Below are 17,733 nucleotides of genomic sequence, written 5' to 3' on the forward strand. Positions count from 1 at the left end.
ATGTCTACTATTGAGATTCTAATTCAAATTAGACTCTCATATTCTGAATTGAAAAGGATAGACAAATGGTTCAAAGTATCGAAAAAGCTCACTATACAACTACCGAGTTAGATCGACTCGCACAAGATTTAAATCGAGATGGAATCTGTGTGATTCGCGGTCTTTTTGACAGAAAACTGATTGAAGAGTGGGCACAAGCTTTTGAAAAGTTATTTCGAGAGCGTCAAAATCAACCAGGCGGGCTAGCTCCTCGTGAAGTTGCTCGTTACTATCTGACATTTCCTTGGGTTCCTCCATTTGCTAATGAGTTTGTTTTTGCCAATCCGACGATTTTGGGCATCCTCGAGCGCGTGTTTTTCCAAGAATACGTAATGGTTCAGTTAGGAGCCGATATTCCAGTACAAGGCTCAGATTATCAAGAAATTCACCGGGATTTTCGCCCCCTATTCTCAGACCAAATAGTAACGCCACTCTATGCCCTGGCTGTTAACTTTCCTTTAGTTGAAGTTACGGAAGAGAATGGACCATTCCAGATGGCGCGTGGAACTCATCTTCTATCGCGTGACGAGGGACTGGCAAAAATTGCAAGTGGCGAAATCCAGATGGAATCTTTTTATATGCAACCAGGGGACGCGATCGTTCGCTCGCCTCTCGCGCTGCATCGAGGTTCACCAAACAGGACTTGTCAGCCTCGACCAATGGTAGTTATGGGCTACGTTATGCATTGGTTACATACAGTAAAAGTGGATTTGACTGTCCCGCAAGACTACTATGAGAGCCTCCCTGAGAAAGTCAGGCAGTTATTGCGATGTCAGGTGGTAGAGCAGTTGCCAAAGGAAAAAGTGGAAACTTATGTAAATTTCAAGTACTAAAAAATGCTGTCGCTTAAAGCAGAACACTGACACATAGATAGAGGTTTACGCAAGTAAAACAGTAGAGGATTTGTTATCTTCCAATTCCACTTCCTACAGACACAATGTCTCATATCGATCCAAAACCGGAAAACATCACTCAAACCCGTACTTACATTAATCCAGTCTACAAAGGCTATTTCGCTGACCCCTTTGTATGGAAGTACCAGGACGTATACTATGCGATCGGAACTGGTGCAGCAGAAGCAGAAGGACAGATAGACGAAATCTCTGATGCGACAAGCACTGGCTCCACCAACAACTTGTGTGTCTTTCCTCTGTTACGCTCCTTTGATTTCCTAAACTGGCATTTTGTTGGTAATGCTCTGAAGCGTCCAGACTCTGCTCTTGGCGACAACTTTTGGGCACCCGAAGTTGCATACAGTGACAGCAAGTTCTACCTCTACTACTCCGTAGGACACGAAGACAAAAATCATCAGTTGCGCGTTGCTACTAGCGATACTCCCTTGGGTCCTTATGAGGATGTTGGAGAACCGTTAGTAGATCCTAATTCTTGTCCCTTTGCCATTGACCCGCATCCATTCCGTGATGATGATGGACAGTGGTATCTGTTTTACGCTCGTGATTTTCTGGATACTGGGAGCGGTATGCGTGCTGGTACTGCTCTCTATGTAGACCGCCTCCAAAGCATGACAAAGCTCTCCGGCTTTGGGAAAACTGTCTTGCGTGCGCGTTCGGATTGGCAGAGGTTTCTAAGCAACCGTTTAATGTACGGTGAAATTTTTGATTGGCATACTTTAGAAGGTCCTTGTGTCAGGAAACATGAAGGTCGGTACTACTGTTTTTATAGCGGTGGACGTTGGGAAACTGAGAACTATGGTGTGGATTATGGAGTAGCTGACAATGTAATGGGACCTTACTCAGATGCAGGCAATGAAACGGGACCGCGCGTGCTGCGATCGCTTCGCGGTCATGTTCTCGGACCTGGACACAACTCGATTGTTCTAGGTCTCGACGAAAAGACTGAGTACATGGTTTACCATGCTTGGGGAATAAACATGGCGGCGCGGCAGATGTGTATGGACAAACTCATTTGGACACTTGACGGACCGCGTTGCAACGGTCCTACTTGGACGCTACAGACCATCACTGAGAAAAGTCAGTATGAAGGATAAAGAATAAAGACATATAGTAGCGCTATCCTAATCCTAGGATAGCGCCATTTTTTTTATTAAATTCAGGGATATTATACGAACGCTAGCTCCCTGAGACTTACTATAAACTGAGCGTGCTTTCAGTTATTAAACTGCACGACGGGTAAGTAAATTCCATATGAAAATAGCAACAAGCGCACCAACAACTGCTAATGCGATGCCAGGGATGCTAAGAGTAGTAGCTGCTAGTGAAAATTGCCCAGTACTAAAGAATACACCTAAACTACCACCTACAAAAGCACCGATAATTCCTAACAGAATGGTTCCCAAGATTCCACCACCTTGATGACCGGGGTAGATAGCTTTAGCTATGGCTCCAGCTATAAGACCTAATACAATCCAAGCAATAATGTTCATTGTTTTAAATGGGGTAAACTTTTTCTTTGACAATTACAGAATAGCAAGTTAAATATGAATACCCAATCTGTCATCGGAACTAATTATTCACAAGTCTTAAGGATGACTCTATTGGGTTTATTTCTTAAGACATATACTAATATTAAGAAACATTAAAAAACTCCTAGTTAGGTCTCAAACTAGGAGGGAAGAAATTCATTGCTTGGTAATTGCAGTATATGAATTTTGAAGAACCAATCTGTTCTACCAAAGGAATAAAACTGAAGAATAAAGATTTGTAATATGTAGCAGCTTCAATTGTAACAGAGATCGTATAAATCAATATAAGACTCCTATTTGATTTTTACTATTAGAAATGGTAATGTGACGGAAATTAGCTGTTCTAATGTTCTTACGTTTACGTAAGTAAGGCAATGATACTCCTGTAAGGCGTAGAACCTCATCTTCTTTACCTTACAAAAAATAACGCCACAAAAAGAAACTTATGTGCTCCATCTGTTGAAGCTACTCGCGTAGTAGGGAGTAGGAAAGGAAGAGTTTCATGATTGGTAGTAATGAAATTTTTTCATCGCGGCTGGAGCGAGACGGGAGGCGGAGCCTCTGCTCAAAGGTATTCCCAGGCAAAGCCTGGGAACGAGTGATGGCTCTGAGCCAACTCACTAAAACTTATGACATAGACTACTCTTACTGTAAAAAACTGATTCGGATTACTTCTGAGCAAGAATCTGTGTTATCTGTGCATGTGCTAGTGCAACATCAGGTTCGCGCTGTAGAGCAGCGTAGTACTTTTTCTCAAACGTATTACCATCTTCTACAGGTGTCAGCAACTTGCGAGCACTTTCTAGCAGACTTTGAGCATCTTCCAGAGCGATCGGTTCATCTGCATGAAGGGTTTCATCGATTTCTACCACTAACATCGAGATGTTACGCAACCAGGCAAATTGCTCGTCAGAGATCAGCAGTTGTAGCAGTTCTCCTCTAGAAACTCGCCCACGGACTTGCTCGTAAGCCGCACGTTCTGTGTCAAGCAAGATTTTGTGTAAGTCGAGGAGTTTGTCACGCAAAACGGACAAACGTTGAAGTGTTGGTTGTAAAAGTGTGTCAGACATTAATAGTACCCATCCTTCCGTTACGATAATCTGCAAATGCTTGCTCAATTTCAACTTCGGTGTTCATAACAAACGGTCCGTAGCGAACAACTGGTTCATTAAGTGGCACTCCGCCAATCAGCAGTACCTCTAGTGGTACTTCTGTGGATGAGTTTGCGATAATTGCCTCTTCGCCATCTTGAGCAAAAAGAACCATCTTTCCATCTTCCCCTCGCTCAAAATCCGCACCGAATGCTCCTTCACCTTCAAGTACATAGGCAAAGGCATTATAATCTCTCGGCACGGGCTGAACGACTGTTGCACCTGGTTGGAGTGTGAGATGCAAGTACATAATGGGCGTTTGCGTTTCAATGGCAGCACTGACACCAAACGCACTTCCAGCTATGACTTTCACTGTTACCAACCCATCTGGCGATCGCACTGTGGGAATGCGTTGAGCTGGAATTTCTTGATAGCGAGGTGGCATCAACTTACTGCGCTGCGGTAAATTTACCCATAACTGTAGCGCGTGCAGCCGCCCACCAGTGCGAGTAAATTCCCGTTCCGGCATTTCTGAGTGAACGATACCAGATCCTGCTGTCATCCACTGCACATCACCTGGATTAAGTGTTCCACTATGTCCCAGCGAATCCTTATGTTCCAAGCAACCCTGTAACAGGTAAGTAACTGTCTCAAAACCTCGGTGAGGATGATCGGGTGCTCCCTTAGCTTGACCTGGAGCAACCTTAGTAGGACCTAACTCATCTAAAAGTAGAAATGGATCGAAATCTGAAAAAGTACTTTTTGGAAAGGGACGGCGCACAACAATGCCCTCACCCTCTAGCGTCTCGACGCTGCTGATGATTCCTGCAACCGTTCGCCGTTCTTTGCTGAGGTGTAAGGTAGTCATGCAGTCCTCCTTTAAAGTACTATACTTTATATATGATTAATCATATATTAGCGCAAGCATATATAGGTCATGACAGTGTAATTAAGCGAACATCATTATTCGGAAAACCGTATCATGTCCTTGGCACACGCAATTATGGGTCTGCTTCAGCAAGAAGAGATGACTGGCTATGACCTCAAAACAAGCTGCTTCGATCGCACCATTGCCCATTTGTGGCAAGCCGACCAAGCACAGATTTACAGAACTTTGGACAAACTGGAAGAAAGGGGTTGGATTAACTGCACGGTTGAGATTCAACGCGATCGCCCGAATCGAAAGGTTTACCGTTTAACTGAAGCAGGAAAAGTGGAATTCACAAGATGGCTTCAAGAAGCGCAACCCTTACCAACTGTGCGAGACATCTTACTCATTCAAATGTTTTTTGCCGCTCAATTACCGAATGATGCCATCATTAAACTGTTAGAGCAACAACGAGCAGCACGGTGTGAAAAATTAGATGAATGTAAAGCGATCGAGCTACCACCCCTTGACAACCTCTCCAACAATCGCCAACAAATTCTGCAAAGGTTGGTACTAGAACTAGTGCTACGACAAGAACAAACTTATATTAATTGGTTGGATATGGCAATTCATACCATCCACCAAATTGAAAATGAGTCATAAAAAGTTTGTATAGCATACAATAAAAGCATCACTCAATACTACGTATATTTCAAAAATCAAATACGAGATTTATAGTTCTATGAAATGATAGCAACATCAAGATATAATTATTACCAAGTATTTTTATTCAATAACACTCAAAAAAAATGGAGATTGAAGACTTAGGAGTCAGCGTAGAAGAATATCTCGCGGGATTAGAAAAAGGCGTAGACGTTTTAGAATTAAAACGACTAGTCCTATCGGGCATTCCAGAGAATTTAGCGTTAGAGGTGATGGAGACTGTCAAACATATCACTAATGGTACAGCAACTCCAGAAGAAGTAGTCAGAGGGTTAATGATTTTAACACCCTCACTTAGAGACAAACTTGAAAGTTAAGTTTTAGACGGAAGTAATGCTCTAGGTCGCATCCGTATTTATAGTCATTTTCCTGATTCTATAGCTTTAAGAACCGAGAGTCAACTTGACTCTTGTGGGATGGGCGTCCTCGCCCGTCTTATTATATATGCCTCGCCCGTGTTATTAAGGTGTAGCAGATAGCAACAGGTGATGCCGATCGCATACCCCTCTAAAAAGCTTTACTCTTTTTGGGTTTCAACACTTTCTTAATATCTCTCATATTTTCTACTAGCTTTGGTTGTTCCCATTGCCTTTTATATAAATATTTCGCCAAAATATAATTAATTACCAAGAAAACTAAGAAAAAAAGTCCAGTGGTTTGATAAATCTGACTAATATCGTTAAGCCCGCCAACTTCTATAGGCTCTGAAGCTAACGAAATTTCAGATTGATTGTATATTTTTGTAAAGTTTATGTTTATTTGGATATAATTCTGCATCAATACAATCACTGCTTCTCCTCCTAGTTGTTTTCGTCGGTTCCTGTTATATTAGCGATCGACTCTAAAATATATCAGTGGAAGCACTGATTGATTCATGTTTTTGACAATTTCCACTGAAGACAGTAAGGAACCTGTTAAGTACTCAACAATTCAAAACTTGAGACAAGCTTCAATTATCACAGGTATTGTGGCAGGAAACAAGCATCTTTGCTTGAGATATAGTTATTTTTATTAAAGCATGAAAAATAAAACTTTTATCTCTTTCAAATCAAAAATATCTACCAGAACTTTAATGGCTTTTTTTCTACCCTGAGTGTAAACAATTTTAAAAATACTTCCACAGAGCGTAATAAATAAGCCTTTTGACTTATTGACTTATAGGAATAGTACTGTAAGATACCTTTAACGCCGAGAAAATTCTATTACGTTTCCTAAAATTTTGACATCGTAATTATCAAAGAAATTATGACCTAACAGTCCAATACCAGCTTTGGGAGCGATCGCAACTTCAACATTATTTACCACAGCGTCACCAACAGCAATAGAGTTCACTTGACTGATAGGAAATTTAACCTGGCTACCATCCGCAATTTCTGCTTGCATAATACCTGTAGGCTTAAGCTTGAGAGTATTTGCCATGCTTGAGGTGATGAGAGTGATGCTAGCACCTGTATCAACAATCATTTCAAAAGTTTTATTTCCATTAAACGTAACATCTACAATTGGAGTTTTTCCCGCACGACGTTTAATGGGAATCCGAAATACTCCTTTATCGGATGGCGTAACACCACATAAGTTTCCTAAACTTATAGCTCTCCCAGAAGTCGTTACCATGTAACAGGCTCCCATGTCTTGAGCAGTTATTCGCTCTGAGGATGCCAAAAATACCAATGTGGAGACTAATGCAACAGTTTTTATCCATTGACCCGAAACCCTTTTCATCGAATTCTTCTTATCCTCACGCTTACCTGCCTACAACTAATGTACCCAGATGGGCGGAGAAATAATCAGTGACCAGTGACCAGTAACCAGTGACCAGTGAACAATGACTAGTTTTCCTAGTGGTGGTGGGATTTAACACCAATACCAAGGTCAGCACAAGTGCGGCGATCGCTATCATCAAAGACAAGTGCGACGATCGCTATCATCAAAGAGATTACTGTTGAGAGACTCCCGTGCGTGGCGACAACCCAATGAGAGTAGTTGATCTAATGTACCAAGCCGCATTAACCGAGCAGTACCGTTGTCGCCAATTACAGCTAGCACGCTAGCATCAGGACTTAATTGGACGCTTTTAATCTTGCCATCAGTCCATTGCAATTTAGATAAGGTATTCCCTTCTCTGTACCATAAGTTAACTTTACCATCATCTTGAGCCGAAGCAATTAAGTTACCATCATTGTCAAAACTGATGCTAACAAATTCGCGGGCACGTCCTTGAAATGGGATAGCGATTTGTTGATTTGTTTGCAAATCCCATAAACGAACACTCTTCTGTCCTGATTCTATTTCTCCCACAGATGCTACCTGTAATCTATCTTTTTCTCTCCAAACCACGCTCCTAAGTTTGTCTTTATTTATATTTACATCGTGTTTCGGTTCTTCTTTCCCATTAAATAAGTTCAAAACGCGAACAGTATTCTCATCTTGCAAAATTGCTACTTTGTTGCCATCTTTCCTAAAACTAAAGTTACTTTGAGATGAGTGTTTAACCGGAAAAGCTTTCACTTGCTTACCAGATAAATTTAATAAGTTTAGAGTACCGTTATCTAAGATAGCGAGTTTCTGACCATCTGGAGTAAAACTCAAGCTACTAGACTGGTTATAACGTCTTGCAAATACTTTTGAGTTCTTACCTGACAAATCAGATAAACTTACAGTGCCGTCTTGTCTTAAAACCGCCATTTGTTTGCCATCTGGCGTAAAACTGATGTTACTAATTTTGCCAGGAAGTGGTGTGAGTGGATTCAAATTTTCATGTTCCATATGCCACACCCGAATAGTACCGTCAGTGCTAGCGGTAGCGAATTCCTGATTATTCGCTCTAAAGTTGATACTAGTAACTTGGCTACTATGACCTTTCAATACTTCTACTCGATTGTTAGACAAATCCCTTAATCGAATTATACCATCATCAAATCCTGTAGAGCCAACTTTGCCATTCTTGCTAAAACTTACGATGACTTCTTTTCCCAATCGCTGAAATTGGTTTTTTTGCCAATTCCACAACCAACTAGAAGCTTCTTCGTTGCCATGAGCAGCATAGAAAATGACCAATTTCTCACCATCAGGACTAATAATTACCTTTTCCACTGGGGCAAAAGGTTTGAATGTCCGCAACTCTTTACCAGCAGAATCCAATAAGCTGACAATACGGTTATCTTGACTAACAGTAACTAGTAGTAGTTGATTGTTAACATTAAAACCAACGCCAAGCGCTTTGCTTTTAGTTTCGTTAAATTCCTGCAAATGTTTGCTCAAATGCCACAAGTTAGCTGTACCATCTGCGCCAACAGTAGCAAGTTTACTTCCATCTAGGCTAAAAGCAACATTTTTAACCAAGCCTTGATGCTTTTTCAAGTCGATTAATAGTCCTGTTTCCCAATCCCATAAGCGAATATTACCGTTATTTTCAGCAATAGCAAGTCTGCTATTATTTGGACTAAATCTGATACTTGTAACTGGGTTTTTACGACCTTCTAACACCCGTAGCTTTTCCATCTTTTTGTTCCAAATATAGACTGTACCGTTATTGTCAGCACTAGCCATTAGTAGCTTGTCATCTAGCCAAAAAATACTTTCAACCGCGCCTAGAGGTACTTGCAAGCGGTTAGATTCTCTCACAGTATAAACCGCCCTTCTCAACGTGCTTATGACTTGTGCACGATCCTGTTCTTTTGGCTTGACTAACTGCAAAAGTGGATTTTTCAGAGTTTCCCCAGCTTGTAAACTATTTTTTAACGCATCTAAAGTAAGATTATTGGATCTTAAATTGCCATCAGCACTTTGCGTCTTGGAAGACATATTACCGTATAACGTTCCCCATTGACCAATTAAAGATAGGACTATTAGCCCGCTCAATCCTAGTATTACCGTAATGGCAATGCGCCAACGCCAAGCTGTGTTCTGGCGTCTTCGCTGAGCGCTATGCTGGACAAACTCGGCTTCTAATTGGTTAAACCACTTGGGATTAGAATTGAGTTTTTCCTTCAAGACATCAAGGTATGGTTCGGAATTCCAAAGAAACTCTACTTGTTTATCTTTTGGACGCTCTTGCCGATTGACTTTAGGTTGCCATAGTCGCACAAACTCAGTATTTATTTTGTTAAACCAGTTTTCGACGGAGTAGAATTTCCCATCCAACCAATCAACGAAATTTTCAACTCTGTGATTACCTGCTAGCGTTTCCTTACTTTTCCACTCTTGAGCTGCTTGTGTCAACCGTCGTTGTAAAGTCAAACTTTCCTCTCGATCTTTTTTCCACTCCTGTAGTTTTTGCCATCCCTGAACTAAGGCATCGTGGGCAGGTTCTACATAAGGGTTACCCTCAGTATCTTGTCCTTCCACAAGTAAGCGTGCTGTTGTAAAGCGCTTAATCGCCTCTTGTACCCGCGAGTTTTCTGGTTCTGGATACTCTAGTTCTGATAAGGGTACTCGTCTGCGAGTATCTTCACTACCCACTGCTACCATTCGCAACATGACATTGCAAACAGTCTGAGCATAGGCTGGATCTTGTTGAACTAACTTCTCATATTCACTATCAGCTCTTTGGGTTAGACTTCGCGTTACTCCACCGAGTTCTTCATAATCTTCTTGCGTAATTGCTCGATTATCTGTTTTCCCCTCACGGATATTCCGTAAATATTTCAGGTAAAGCTCGCTTAAGGTAAAGGACAGTAAAGGTAGCGCTCCTGGCATCTGAGCGACTTCATCAATTAAATTGTCTACCAAACTGTAAGGTTCAAAATACATCACTCGTGCTGATGCTGGTTCTTCAATGCAAGAGCGCCATTCCTCTCGCGTCATTACTGGCACGAAAAATCGCGCCGCTTGCCAATATGGAGCTAAAATAGAATCTTGGAATTGGTTTTCAAAATCATTTCGTAGTGTCAGTACAATCCGTATCTGCTGTGGAAACTTAGCTAATAATTGCTTTAAGAAGTTAAGAAATTTTTCCCGTCGATCTTGCCGACAAAAAATGAGCAATTCTTCAGCCTGGTCTATTACTAGTAGTAATTTTGATGTAGGATTGTTTTGACACCAAGTTGCTATATTGTCGGTAGTGAGGTTGGTTGTCGCGGAAACTGCTAAATTTTCCCGTGCCAGTGTATTGTTCAATGCTTGTAATGGTGAATCTCCCGGACGTATCGGTGCAAGAATTTTCCAGTGCTGTTGTGCTATGTCTAACTTCCTGAGGTAGGGGATCGAGCCGGCCTTAACTAAGCTGGATTTTCCAGTACCGGAAGCACCCAGTACTACAGTCAACGGCTGCTGGCATATATGTTGGTAAAGTTGTTCAGTTAACGCTTGTCTGCCGAAAAATAAATGGCTATGTTCTTCATCAAACGACTGCAACCCGCGATAAGGGTTTTGAGATTCATCTAGAGGTGGTGCTGGGGGTAAGTTCAGTACATGTCCGGGGGTGAGAAAGATATACTCGCCTTTGTCATGTTTCTTTAAAGGCCAAATACGTGGAGTTTGCCGTAAGCGATCGCCAAAAGTTTCTCCTTCAACGCGATCGCGCAGATATATGTACAATTCAGTAGCAGTAATCACCCCATCTCCAGAGGGTTGACCATGAGTATCCGGAGAATAAACATCAGCCCCACCTGATAGCGCTTCAAACAATGCAGCAGCAAAAGGAGAATGCTCGCCATCTGAACCACGTTCGGTGTTAATTTTGAGAGCGTCTAAGGCTTCTTGGTCGTAGTCAGCAGAGGTAATCACCTGCCAAGCTGGATCGGTAATAAAGCGATCGTAACGCTCTTGATGAATGACTTCTGGTACTGGTAACAAATCGCGAGTACTCGACCACCGGAAAGCACCAGCGAAACAACAGTCAAAGATACCAAGAAAATGACGACAGGGCAATTGACTCAAGTACTCCTGCAACTGCGTCATTGGTAGATAGGTTGAGGTGTCTCCCAAAACGGCATCTTGGGGAATTAAATAACCTTGCGGACCGTCATCGCCATTGAGAGCAATTCCATGACCGGCAAAGTAAAATAGCAGTCGGTCATCTACAGTAGTATGTTCTGGAAGAGTTGTGTCCAACAGGTGAAGAAGGTTTTTCAGAGTCGCGACTTCATCCAAGCACTCCCACACCTGGTAGCCATGCTTTTCACGCAGAATCTCTGCCAACTGTTTAGCGTCACTAACAGCATTCTGTAGGGAGGAAATGCTACTTCCGTAATTGTTAATGCCAATCACAAATGCCAGATTGTTGGCGAATTCAGCCATAGTGGTTGCTCCTTTTTTGTTTGAATGACCTCTGGGCTTCAATTCACATGGCTTTAATTAAGCTACTAAATAAGTAGGTGGCTCAAGATATAACTTATGCAGTAGTTTTTAGCCCCCCAATCGCACGGTGGTAATGATGATTTGACTGCTAACCCAATCATCATAAACTTCTTCCTTTGGTTTGGCTCTCACTTGGCGGGATGGTATCCTATTCATGAGACGGTTGAGAGTTCCTTTACCGCGACGGGGCGTTGGTACTTGGCGAGAAGGTAAGTCGAGTTCCTCTTGTTCGAGCAATGTCGCATCAAATTCTGAAGTGCAAACAATCAGTTTGAGAATATCTTTAACTTCAGTAATTCCCTGTTGCCATAGTTTTTGTGGAACCGTAGGATAGATCGGTTGCCCGCTTAATGCCCAAGCTTCATCTCCCGTTTGCCCAGTTGGCTGTAACCAGATTCCTCCTGTTTCAAATAAACCAGCATTGACTGCGTAGCGATCTGTTAAATTGAGGAGCGCACAATAAACTGGCTCATTGCTGGTATTTTTCAGCTTGATTTGAAAAGCTGGTGGTTGCCACTTGCCATTTTCTTGTTGATATTCCAAGCGAATCTCGGTATTTTGGATCTCTCGCTCATTTTGATAGAGTATCATTTGCACTGCATCTGGGCGGAGGTGACTGGTGGCAACACTAGAGAGTTCGGCAATATTCATCCATTTGGCAATATGTTCCAATCGCTTAATTACCTGCAAAGCTGTTGCATTTGTATAACTATGAATTTCTGCAACTAAAGGACGGTCATCTGCCGATCGCACAATTAAATATTTACCATCACGAGCAAGTAACTTGAACTCGGCTGTTTCAGGCGTGGTAACTTCCTTTACGTAGAGTGAAGGCTGATTTTGTCCACCAGTGGCGAGCAGGGTGTTACGCGCCAATTCTACACCTGCTTGTTCTCCTTCGATCGCAACTCCTTTGGGCGGTAGAGGTAAACTGGTAACAACTGCTTTAAATGTTAATTCACAATCTAAGTTTTCAATCCCGCTAATCTCTACTTTACTCAGTTGCGGCATGACTTCAACGACTTGCGCTTCACCTATTGCCACCGACAATTGAGTTAGCTGTACATTCGGAGTGTCAAAGTGAAATAATGCTAGTAGAGTTGTCTCGCTGCCACTAGGGTGGGGAATACCGTGAACAGCGCCGCCATCAATTACCCAGTCGCGATCGTTGTCACAGTAGACGGTGAAGTAGGGTTGGCGTTGAGCGATCGCATTTCTCAGAAACGGTTGGTCTAGATCGCTCAATACCGTAGCTTCTATTTGTGGAGATTGAGATGTCACTTTAGCACGAACTAGAGCATTAACACGCTTGAATAAATCCCTATAACTTAAACCGCCATTAGCTTTCTTCAATGTATCGACTAAAAAGTAAGAAAACGCGCCCCTTTGTTGCCCACTGCCGTTATATTCTTTTGCTGTCTCGCGATCTTGGCATGCTGCTAGAAAGATATATTTTCCTTTAGGGAAATTCCAACCCGTCGGATTTCCCTCCAGACTGCGGGAAGCGGAAGAAAGTTCTTCGGCTTCTTTTAATGAGACAATGAAGCTGTCTAAAGGTCGTTTTCGGCGATCTATGGGCGCAAGGCGAACTGCCTCCCCGTATGTGTCGCGAGTACCAGACCCTGAGTGGCAGCAGTCCATAATAATAGTAATATGAGGATTTTTCGCGGCGACAAGAGCGATTAGTTTTGCCAACTCTTTATCCGCTAAGTCCCAACTTTTTGGAGTGCGACTGTCGTAACAAACTAGCGTTTCATTGAGTCGATCTGGCTCTAAAACCCAAAACTCTTCAGGTGCTTGCTCTTGACTACCATGTCCTGCATAGCAAAAGAATGCCACATCCTCACTACTTGCTTGGCACAGATGCTGCTGGAAACCTTCAACGATCGCTTGACGAGTGGCATCTTGGTTTAGTAGCGTGCGTAAGTGTAACTTGTATCCATCTTGACTGACTCTTCCTTCTAAATATTCTTTTATTGCCATAATATCGTTTACACAGCCACTTAAAGGAGGAACGGGACTGACGTATTCGTCGATACCTACTATGAGTGCATAGATATTACAAGTCATTGGATTTTAGATTTTAAATTTTGGATTGATAATCTTTAACCGGACTTAATCTAATAGCTTAGCACAGTGTCTACGTTCTGCGTTTATCCTTCTCAAATACGTGTTTATTGTGAAAAAGAATCTTTTATATTTTGTGAATTGGGTAAAACGAAGCGCCATTTAATACTTCGATGAAATGTTGGGTTTCGTTCCTCAACCCAACCTACATTCTTCTCGCTTTCATGAATAAAATATTAAGCATTTATCTATTAAATATTTACTGGGAAAATTAAAAATAAAAAAATGTAGAGAATTTGTGTAACAACTCTCTACATTAGGCTTAGCGATCGGTAAAACAATTAAGCTTTTGCTGCTAGACGAGCACCCAAAGCTCTTCCGGTTTCAGGACCAACGATACCATCTACAGTGATGTTGCTATCTTTTTGAAATGCCTTAACAGCCTTTTCAGTGTACTCACCAAAAATGCCATCAACACCAGCAGGTCCTAGATCGTATCCCAAGTAAGATAGGTCGCCTTGTAAGCGCTCAACTTCTGCACCTTTGTCACCACGACGTAAGATAGAAGGATGTTGTTGACTCATGATACTTTTCTCCTTTGATTACAGATTGATAACGAAAAGATTATATTGAAGCCGTGTTTTTTATTAAATTGGCTTCCATTAAATGACACTTGCTCAAAAAATATTTTTTAGTCAATGTCATGATTTGCTTCTAGGCGATTGAACCTGTCAGCGAATTTACTTTCACATATTAATTCACTAGGGTTGGAGAGCTTTTCGCAAACAAACAGAGAATATGAATGAATGTAAGACTTTTTCTGACTTTTTCTAACCACTCGGATCGTTTTGATACTATCAACACTTTAAGTAGAACAATAATGTTGGGTGGGCATTGCCCAGTGACTCTTTACATTTATGTAGTATTAATGTAGTATATAAATATAGTTGCTGTTGAGACAGTGGCTAATTGTTCGTTTAACAAAAAGGAAGTCGATGAAACCCCGAGAACGCATCCGCAATATTGGTATATCTGCCCACATAGATTCTGGTAAAACCACATTGTCGGAGCGAATCCTATTTTATACTGGCAGAATCCATAATATTGAGGAAGTGCGTGGAGGTGGCAAGGGTGCCACTATGGATTTCATGGAGTTAGAAAAAGAACATGGAATTACGATCGCCTCAGCTGCTACCACTTGTCAGTGGCAAGAAACTCAAATAAATCTTATTGATACGCCGGGACACGTGGATTTTACGATAGAAGTCGAGCGTGCTTTGCGGGTGTTGGATGGGGCTGTGATGGTACTTTGTGCTGTAGCTGGCGTGCAGTCACAGTCGATTACAGTAGACCGTCAAATGAAGCGATATCGGGTTCCGCGTTTGGCATTCATTAACAAAATGGATAGGGCGGGTGCAAACCCTTTCCGTGTCGTGCAAGCAATGCGCGATAAGCTGGTTACAGCTTGCGCTAAGAGCGATCGCCTTGGGCTGAATGCGGTGTTACTTCAGTACCCAATTGGTAGTGAAGACCAATTTCAGGGAGTCATTGACTTAGTGGAAATGACAGCGAATTACTATGAGGGCGAAAATGGTGAGAACTGGGTAAAAAATCCCATTCCTGCTACTCTTGCTGACGAAGCACAACAAGCACGAGAAAAAATGCTAGATGCTTTGTCCTTCTTTTCAGAACCAATGACAACCATGTTATTGGAAGGTGAAGAAGTTCCTAAAGAACTGATTTGGGAAACCATACGACAAGCCACCCTAAGACTGGAATTAGTTCCAGTACTACTCGGTTCTGCTTTCAAAAACAAAGGAGTGCAAAACTTGCTGGATGCGATCGCCCTTTACCTTCCTTCTCCTGTAGATAGGGATGTCAAAGAGTTAGTCCCCAGTCCGAATGCTCCCATAGTAGCTTTAGCATTCAAGCTAACAGTAGAGTCTTTTGGACAATTAACCTACACTCGCATTTACTCAGGGACTTTAAAACCGGGCGATCTTGTTTACAATCCGCGAACAGACAAGCGAGTGCAAATTGGTCGAATGGTTAGGATGCACGCTAACAAACGAGAAGAAGTCAAAACTGCTGTCGCTGGCGATATTGTTGCTCTATTGGGTGTTGATTGTGCTTCTGGAGATACTTTGTGTTCTGAAGATATGCCAATTTCTTTGGAAGGGATGTTTGTTCCAGAAGCAGTCATAACTCTGGCGATTAGTCCTAAGAAACAAGAAGATACAGATCGTCTTGCAAAAGCACTGCACCGTTTCCAACGGGAAGATCCTACATTCAGAGTCAGCCTAGATCCGGAGTCGAATAACACTCTTATTTCTGGAATGGGAGAACTTCATCTAGGAATCTACGTTGAGCGCATCAAGCGCGAATATAACACTGAGGTCTATGTGGGACAACCAGCTGTAGCTTACCGAGAAACCATCTCGCAACGAGCGAGTTTCGACTACCGACTCAAAAAACAATCCGGCGGTTCCGGTCAATTTGCTCATGTGATTGGGAGAATTGAACCATCAGATGAACCCTTTGTGTTTGAAAATAAGGTTGTTGGCGGAGCAATTCCCAAGGAATACATTCCTGCTTGCGAAAAAGGTTTCAAAGAAGCAATGCGATCGGGCTTGTTGGAAGGTTACCCCGTAACAGGAGTCAAAGTGGTTTTGGAAGGAGGTTCCTACCATTCTGTTGATTCTTCAGAATTCGCTTTTCGGTCTGCGGCGCATCAAGCTGTTGAGCAAGCATTCGCTCACGCAAAGCCTGTGATGCTCGAACCTATTATGCTTGTGGAGGTGGAAACACCTAACGAGTTTGTAGGAAGAGTTCAGGGCGACCTTTCATCTCGTCGTGGTTTGCTGTTGGGTTCTGAAACCATGCAAGGCGATTCGGTGATTCGGGCTGAAGTTCCTCTGGAAAAAATGTTTGGCTATTCTACAGCTTTGAGGTCTCTGACTTCTGGTATGGCAACTTTTACCATGGAGTTTGCCTGCTACCGTCGTCAAATGTAAGTTTAATGTAGAGACTGCTATCAGATTCTCGACTTCTCTAAGAAGTTGGGAATCTAGTTTCTCAAAAATGAGATTGAATATGAAAAAAAGTCTTTATGTAACTTGTGCGTTCGCGAAGCGCAAGCTGTACCCAGCTTATCGCTCTATCCTATTTGCTGACTTCATGTTCTCCATCTTACCGCTCGATATGAATTAAAGATGTTCGGAAACCTGAGATAGTAACTATTAACAAATCTCCTTCTCTAGGTCATATATATTCTTTAATTACTCGAGGAACTGGTAAGCTTGATGGTACGGTAAGTATTAGTTTGTTAATTGAGGGTAAAGTTTATAAAACTGAGAAATTGAATAATAGTATAAATTTCAACTGGAAGAATGATTGGTATTCCAATACGGCAATTGTTCGATATAGTTCAATTGATGTAAAATCTGGCGATTTAACTATTAATTATCGCTTTCATAATTAAAGGAGTGACATTTAATAATTTGATTCAATGTTGGGTTTCGTTCCTCAACCCAACCTACTCTTAATGTTTCCTTGAGGAATTATCTCAAAGAGCAATCGTTGATATATTACAGCAATTTTCACCTAAATGAACCACATCGTTGGTAGGGGCGCAATGCCTTGCGCCCCTACCAACGATGGTCTGTTTACCTGAAAATACCTGTAAGTATTAATGCGGAAGATTAAAAATAAAAAAATGTAGAGAATTTGTGTAAAAACTCTCTACATCACGCTTAGCAAGTCGTAAAACAATTTATTTATGCTGCTAGACGAGTACCCAAAGCTCTTCCGGTTTCAGGACCAACGATACCATCTACAGTGATGTTGCTATCTTTTTGAAATGCCTTAACAGCCTTTTCAGTGTACTCACCAAAAATGCCATCAACACCAGTAGGACCTAGATCGTATCCCAAGTAAGATAGGTCGCCTTGTAAGCGCTCAACTTCTGCACCTTTGTCACCACGACGTAAGATAGAAGGATGTTGTTGACTCATGATAATTTTCTCCTTTGATTACAGATTGATAACGAAAAGATTATATTGAAGCCGTGTTTTTTATTAAATTGGCTTCTATTGAATGACACTTGCTCAAAAAATATTTTTAGTCAATGTCATAATTTGCTTCTAGGCGATTGAACCTATCAGCGAATTTACTTTCACATATAGATTCACTAGGGTTGGAGA

Annotated in this window: 14 protein-coding genes; 5 read left to right on the forward strand and 9 right to left on the reverse strand. The window is 41.8% G+C overall.

What is annotated here, in order from left to right:
• Positions 1-65 precede the first annotated feature (65 nt).
• The gene (locus tag ACKTT2_RS32175; RefSeq protein ID WP_407894412.1) at positions 66-872 is read left to right on the forward strand and encodes a phytanoyl-CoA dioxygenase family protein; all 807 of its coding nucleotides are present in this window, start codon (positions 66-68) and stop codon (positions 870-872) included.
• Between the two features lie 104 nt (positions 873-976).
• On the forward strand, positions 977-2,047 hold the full coding sequence (locus ACKTT2_RS32180) for a glycoside hydrolase family 43 protein (protein WP_407894414.1): 1,071 nt from the start codon (positions 977-979) through the stop codon (positions 2,045-2,047).
• Positions 2,048-2,173: 126 nt separating this feature from the next.
• On the opposite strand, the gene ACKTT2_RS32185 is transcribed toward ACKTT2_RS32180, so the two are convergent.
• The 3 genes from ACKTT2_RS32185 to ACKTT2_RS32195 all read right to left on the reverse strand — a co-directional run bounded on the left by ACKTT2_RS32185 (position 2,174) and on the right by ACKTT2_RS32195 (position 4,441).
• Positions 2,174-2,443: a GlsB/YeaQ/YmgE family stress response membrane protein gene (locus ACKTT2_RS32185; RefSeq protein ID WP_038075523.1), complete on the reverse strand. Its 270-nt coding sequence runs from the start codon at positions 2,441-2,443 to the stop codon at positions 2,174-2,176.
• A 707-nt stretch (positions 2,444-3,150) separates the two neighbouring features.
• On the reverse strand, positions 3,151-3,552 hold the full coding sequence (locus ACKTT2_RS32190) for a hypothetical protein (protein WP_407894416.1): 402 nt from the start codon (positions 3,550-3,552) through the stop codon (positions 3,151-3,153).
• A complete protein-coding gene (locus ACKTT2_RS32195) occupies positions 3,545-4,441 on the reverse strand; it encodes a pirin family protein (RefSeq protein WP_407894418.1) in 897 nt (298 codons plus the stop codon). The genes ACKTT2_RS32190 and ACKTT2_RS32195 overlap by 8 nt, the downstream gene beginning before the upstream one ends.
• Positions 4,442-4,555: 114 nt before the next feature.
• Here ACKTT2_RS32195 and ACKTT2_RS32200 point away from each other — a divergent pair, with 114 nt between their 5' ends.
• Positions 4,556-5,104, forward strand: a complete 549-nt coding sequence (locus ACKTT2_RS32200) for a PadR family transcriptional regulator (RefSeq protein ID WP_407894420.1) — start codon at positions 4,556-4,558, stop codon at positions 5,102-5,104.
• Positions 5,105-5,250: 146 nt separating this feature from the next.
• Entirely contained in the window at positions 5,251-5,481 is a 231-nt protein-coding gene (locus tag ACKTT2_RS32205) for a hypothetical protein (RefSeq protein ID WP_407894422.1), read from the forward strand.
• 190 nt (positions 5,482-5,671) lie between these two features.
• Here ACKTT2_RS32205 and ACKTT2_RS32210 read toward each other — a convergent pair whose 3' ends face one another.
• The 5 genes from ACKTT2_RS32210 to ACKTT2_RS32230 all read right to left on the reverse strand — a co-directional run bounded on the left by ACKTT2_RS32210 (position 5,672) and on the right by ACKTT2_RS32230 (position 14,115).
• On the reverse strand, positions 5,672-5,953 hold the full coding sequence (locus ACKTT2_RS32210; protein WP_407894424.1) for a hypothetical protein: 282 nt from the start codon (positions 5,951-5,953) through the stop codon (positions 5,672-5,674).
• A 393-nt stretch (positions 5,954-6,346) separates the two neighbouring features.
• Positions 6,347-6,886 carry a retropepsin-like aspartic protease family protein gene (locus ACKTT2_RS32215; RefSeq protein WP_407894426.1) on the reverse strand — a complete coding sequence of 180 codons (540 nt, stop codon included), beginning with the start codon at positions 6,884-6,886 and terminating at the stop codon, positions 6,347-6,349.
• 177 nt (positions 6,887-7,063) lie between these two features.
• Positions 7,064-11,404 carry an nSTAND1 domain-containing NTPase gene (locus ACKTT2_RS32220; RefSeq protein ID WP_407894428.1) on the reverse strand — a complete coding sequence of 1,447 codons (4,341 nt, stop codon included), beginning with the start codon at positions 11,402-11,404 and terminating at the stop codon, positions 7,064-7,066.
• 108 nt (positions 11,405-11,512) lie between these two features.
• Positions 11,513-13,534, reverse strand: a complete 2,022-nt coding sequence (locus ACKTT2_RS32225) for a caspase family protein (protein WP_407894430.1) — start codon at positions 13,532-13,534, stop codon at positions 11,513-11,515.
• Positions 13,535-13,872: 338 nt separating this feature from the next.
• Positions 13,873-14,115, reverse strand: a complete 243-nt coding sequence (locus ACKTT2_RS32230) for a peptidoglycan-binding domain-containing protein (RefSeq protein WP_407894432.1) — start codon at positions 14,113-14,115, stop codon at positions 13,873-13,875.
• 411 nt (positions 14,116-14,526) lie between these two features.
• Between ACKTT2_RS32230 and fusA the strand changes: the two genes are divergently transcribed.
• On the forward strand, positions 14,527-16,545 hold the full coding sequence (gene fusA / locus ACKTT2_RS32235) for an elongation factor G (RefSeq protein ID WP_407894434.1): 2,019 nt from the start codon (positions 14,527-14,529) through the stop codon (positions 16,543-16,545).
• 762 nt (positions 16,546-17,307) lie between these two features.
• Here the strand turns inward: fusA and ACKTT2_RS32240 are convergent.
• On the reverse strand, positions 17,308-17,544 hold the full coding sequence (locus tag ACKTT2_RS32240; protein WP_407894436.1) for a peptidoglycan-binding domain-containing protein: 237 nt from the start codon (positions 17,542-17,544) through the stop codon (positions 17,308-17,310).
• Positions 17,545-17,733 lie beyond the last annotated feature (189 nt).

This window comes from Scytonema hankhaensis NUACC26, assembly GCF_045865695.1.
In the GTDB taxonomy this organism is placed as follows: Bacteria; Cyanobacteriota; Cyanobacteriia; order Cyanobacteriales; family Nostocaceae; genus Scytonema.

What these genes read in the sequence shown, in the direction of transcription:
- ACKTT2_RS32180 (WP_407894414.1), top strand. Translation starts at nt 977, where the DNA reads ATGTCTCATATCGATCCAAAACCGGAAAACATCACTCAAACCCGTACT.
- ACKTT2_RS32205 (WP_407894422.1), top strand. Translation starts at nt 5,251, where the DNA reads ATGGAGATTGAAGACTTAGGAGTCAGCGTAGAAGAATATCTCGCGGGA.
- ACKTT2_RS32220 (WP_407894428.1), bottom strand. Translation starts at nt 11,404, where the DNA reads ATGGCTGAATTCGCCAACAATCTGGCATTTGTGATTGGCATTAACAAT.
- ACKTT2_RS32175 (WP_407894412.1), top strand. Translation starts at nt 66, where the DNA reads ATGGTTCAAAGTATCGAAAAAGCTCACTATACAACTACCGAGTTAGAT.
- ACKTT2_RS32240 (WP_407894436.1), bottom strand. Translation starts at nt 17,544, where the DNA reads ATGAGTCAACAACATCCTTCTATCTTACGTCGTGGTGACAAAGGTGCA.
- ACKTT2_RS32230 (WP_407894432.1), bottom strand. Translation starts at nt 14,115, where the DNA reads ATGAGTCAACAACATCCTTCTATCTTACGTCGTGGTGACAAAGGTGCA.
- ACKTT2_RS32195 (WP_407894418.1), bottom strand. Translation starts at nt 4,441, where the DNA reads ATGACTACCTTACACCTCAGCAAAGAACGGCGAACGGTTGCAGGAATC.
- ACKTT2_RS32185 (WP_038075523.1), bottom strand. Translation starts at nt 2,443, where the DNA reads ATGAACATTATTGCTTGGATTGTATTAGGTCTTATAGCTGGAGCCATA.
- ACKTT2_RS32225 (WP_407894430.1), bottom strand. Translation starts at nt 13,534, where the DNA reads ATGACTTGTAATATCTATGCACTCATAGTAGGTATCGACGAATACGTC.
- ACKTT2_RS32190 (WP_407894416.1), bottom strand. Translation starts at nt 3,552, where the DNA reads ATGTCTGACACACTTTTACAACCAACACTTCAACGTTTGTCCGTTTTG.
- ACKTT2_RS32200 (WP_407894420.1), top strand. Translation starts at nt 4,556, where the DNA reads ATGTCCTTGGCACACGCAATTATGGGTCTGCTTCAGCAAGAAGAGATG.
- ACKTT2_RS32215 (WP_407894426.1), bottom strand. Translation starts at nt 6,886, where the DNA reads ATGAAAAGGGTTTCGGGTCAATGGATAAAAACTGTTGCATTAGTCTCC.
- fusA (WP_407894434.1), top strand. Translation starts at nt 14,527, where the DNA reads ATGAAACCCCGAGAACGCATCCGCAATATTGGTATATCTGCCCACATA.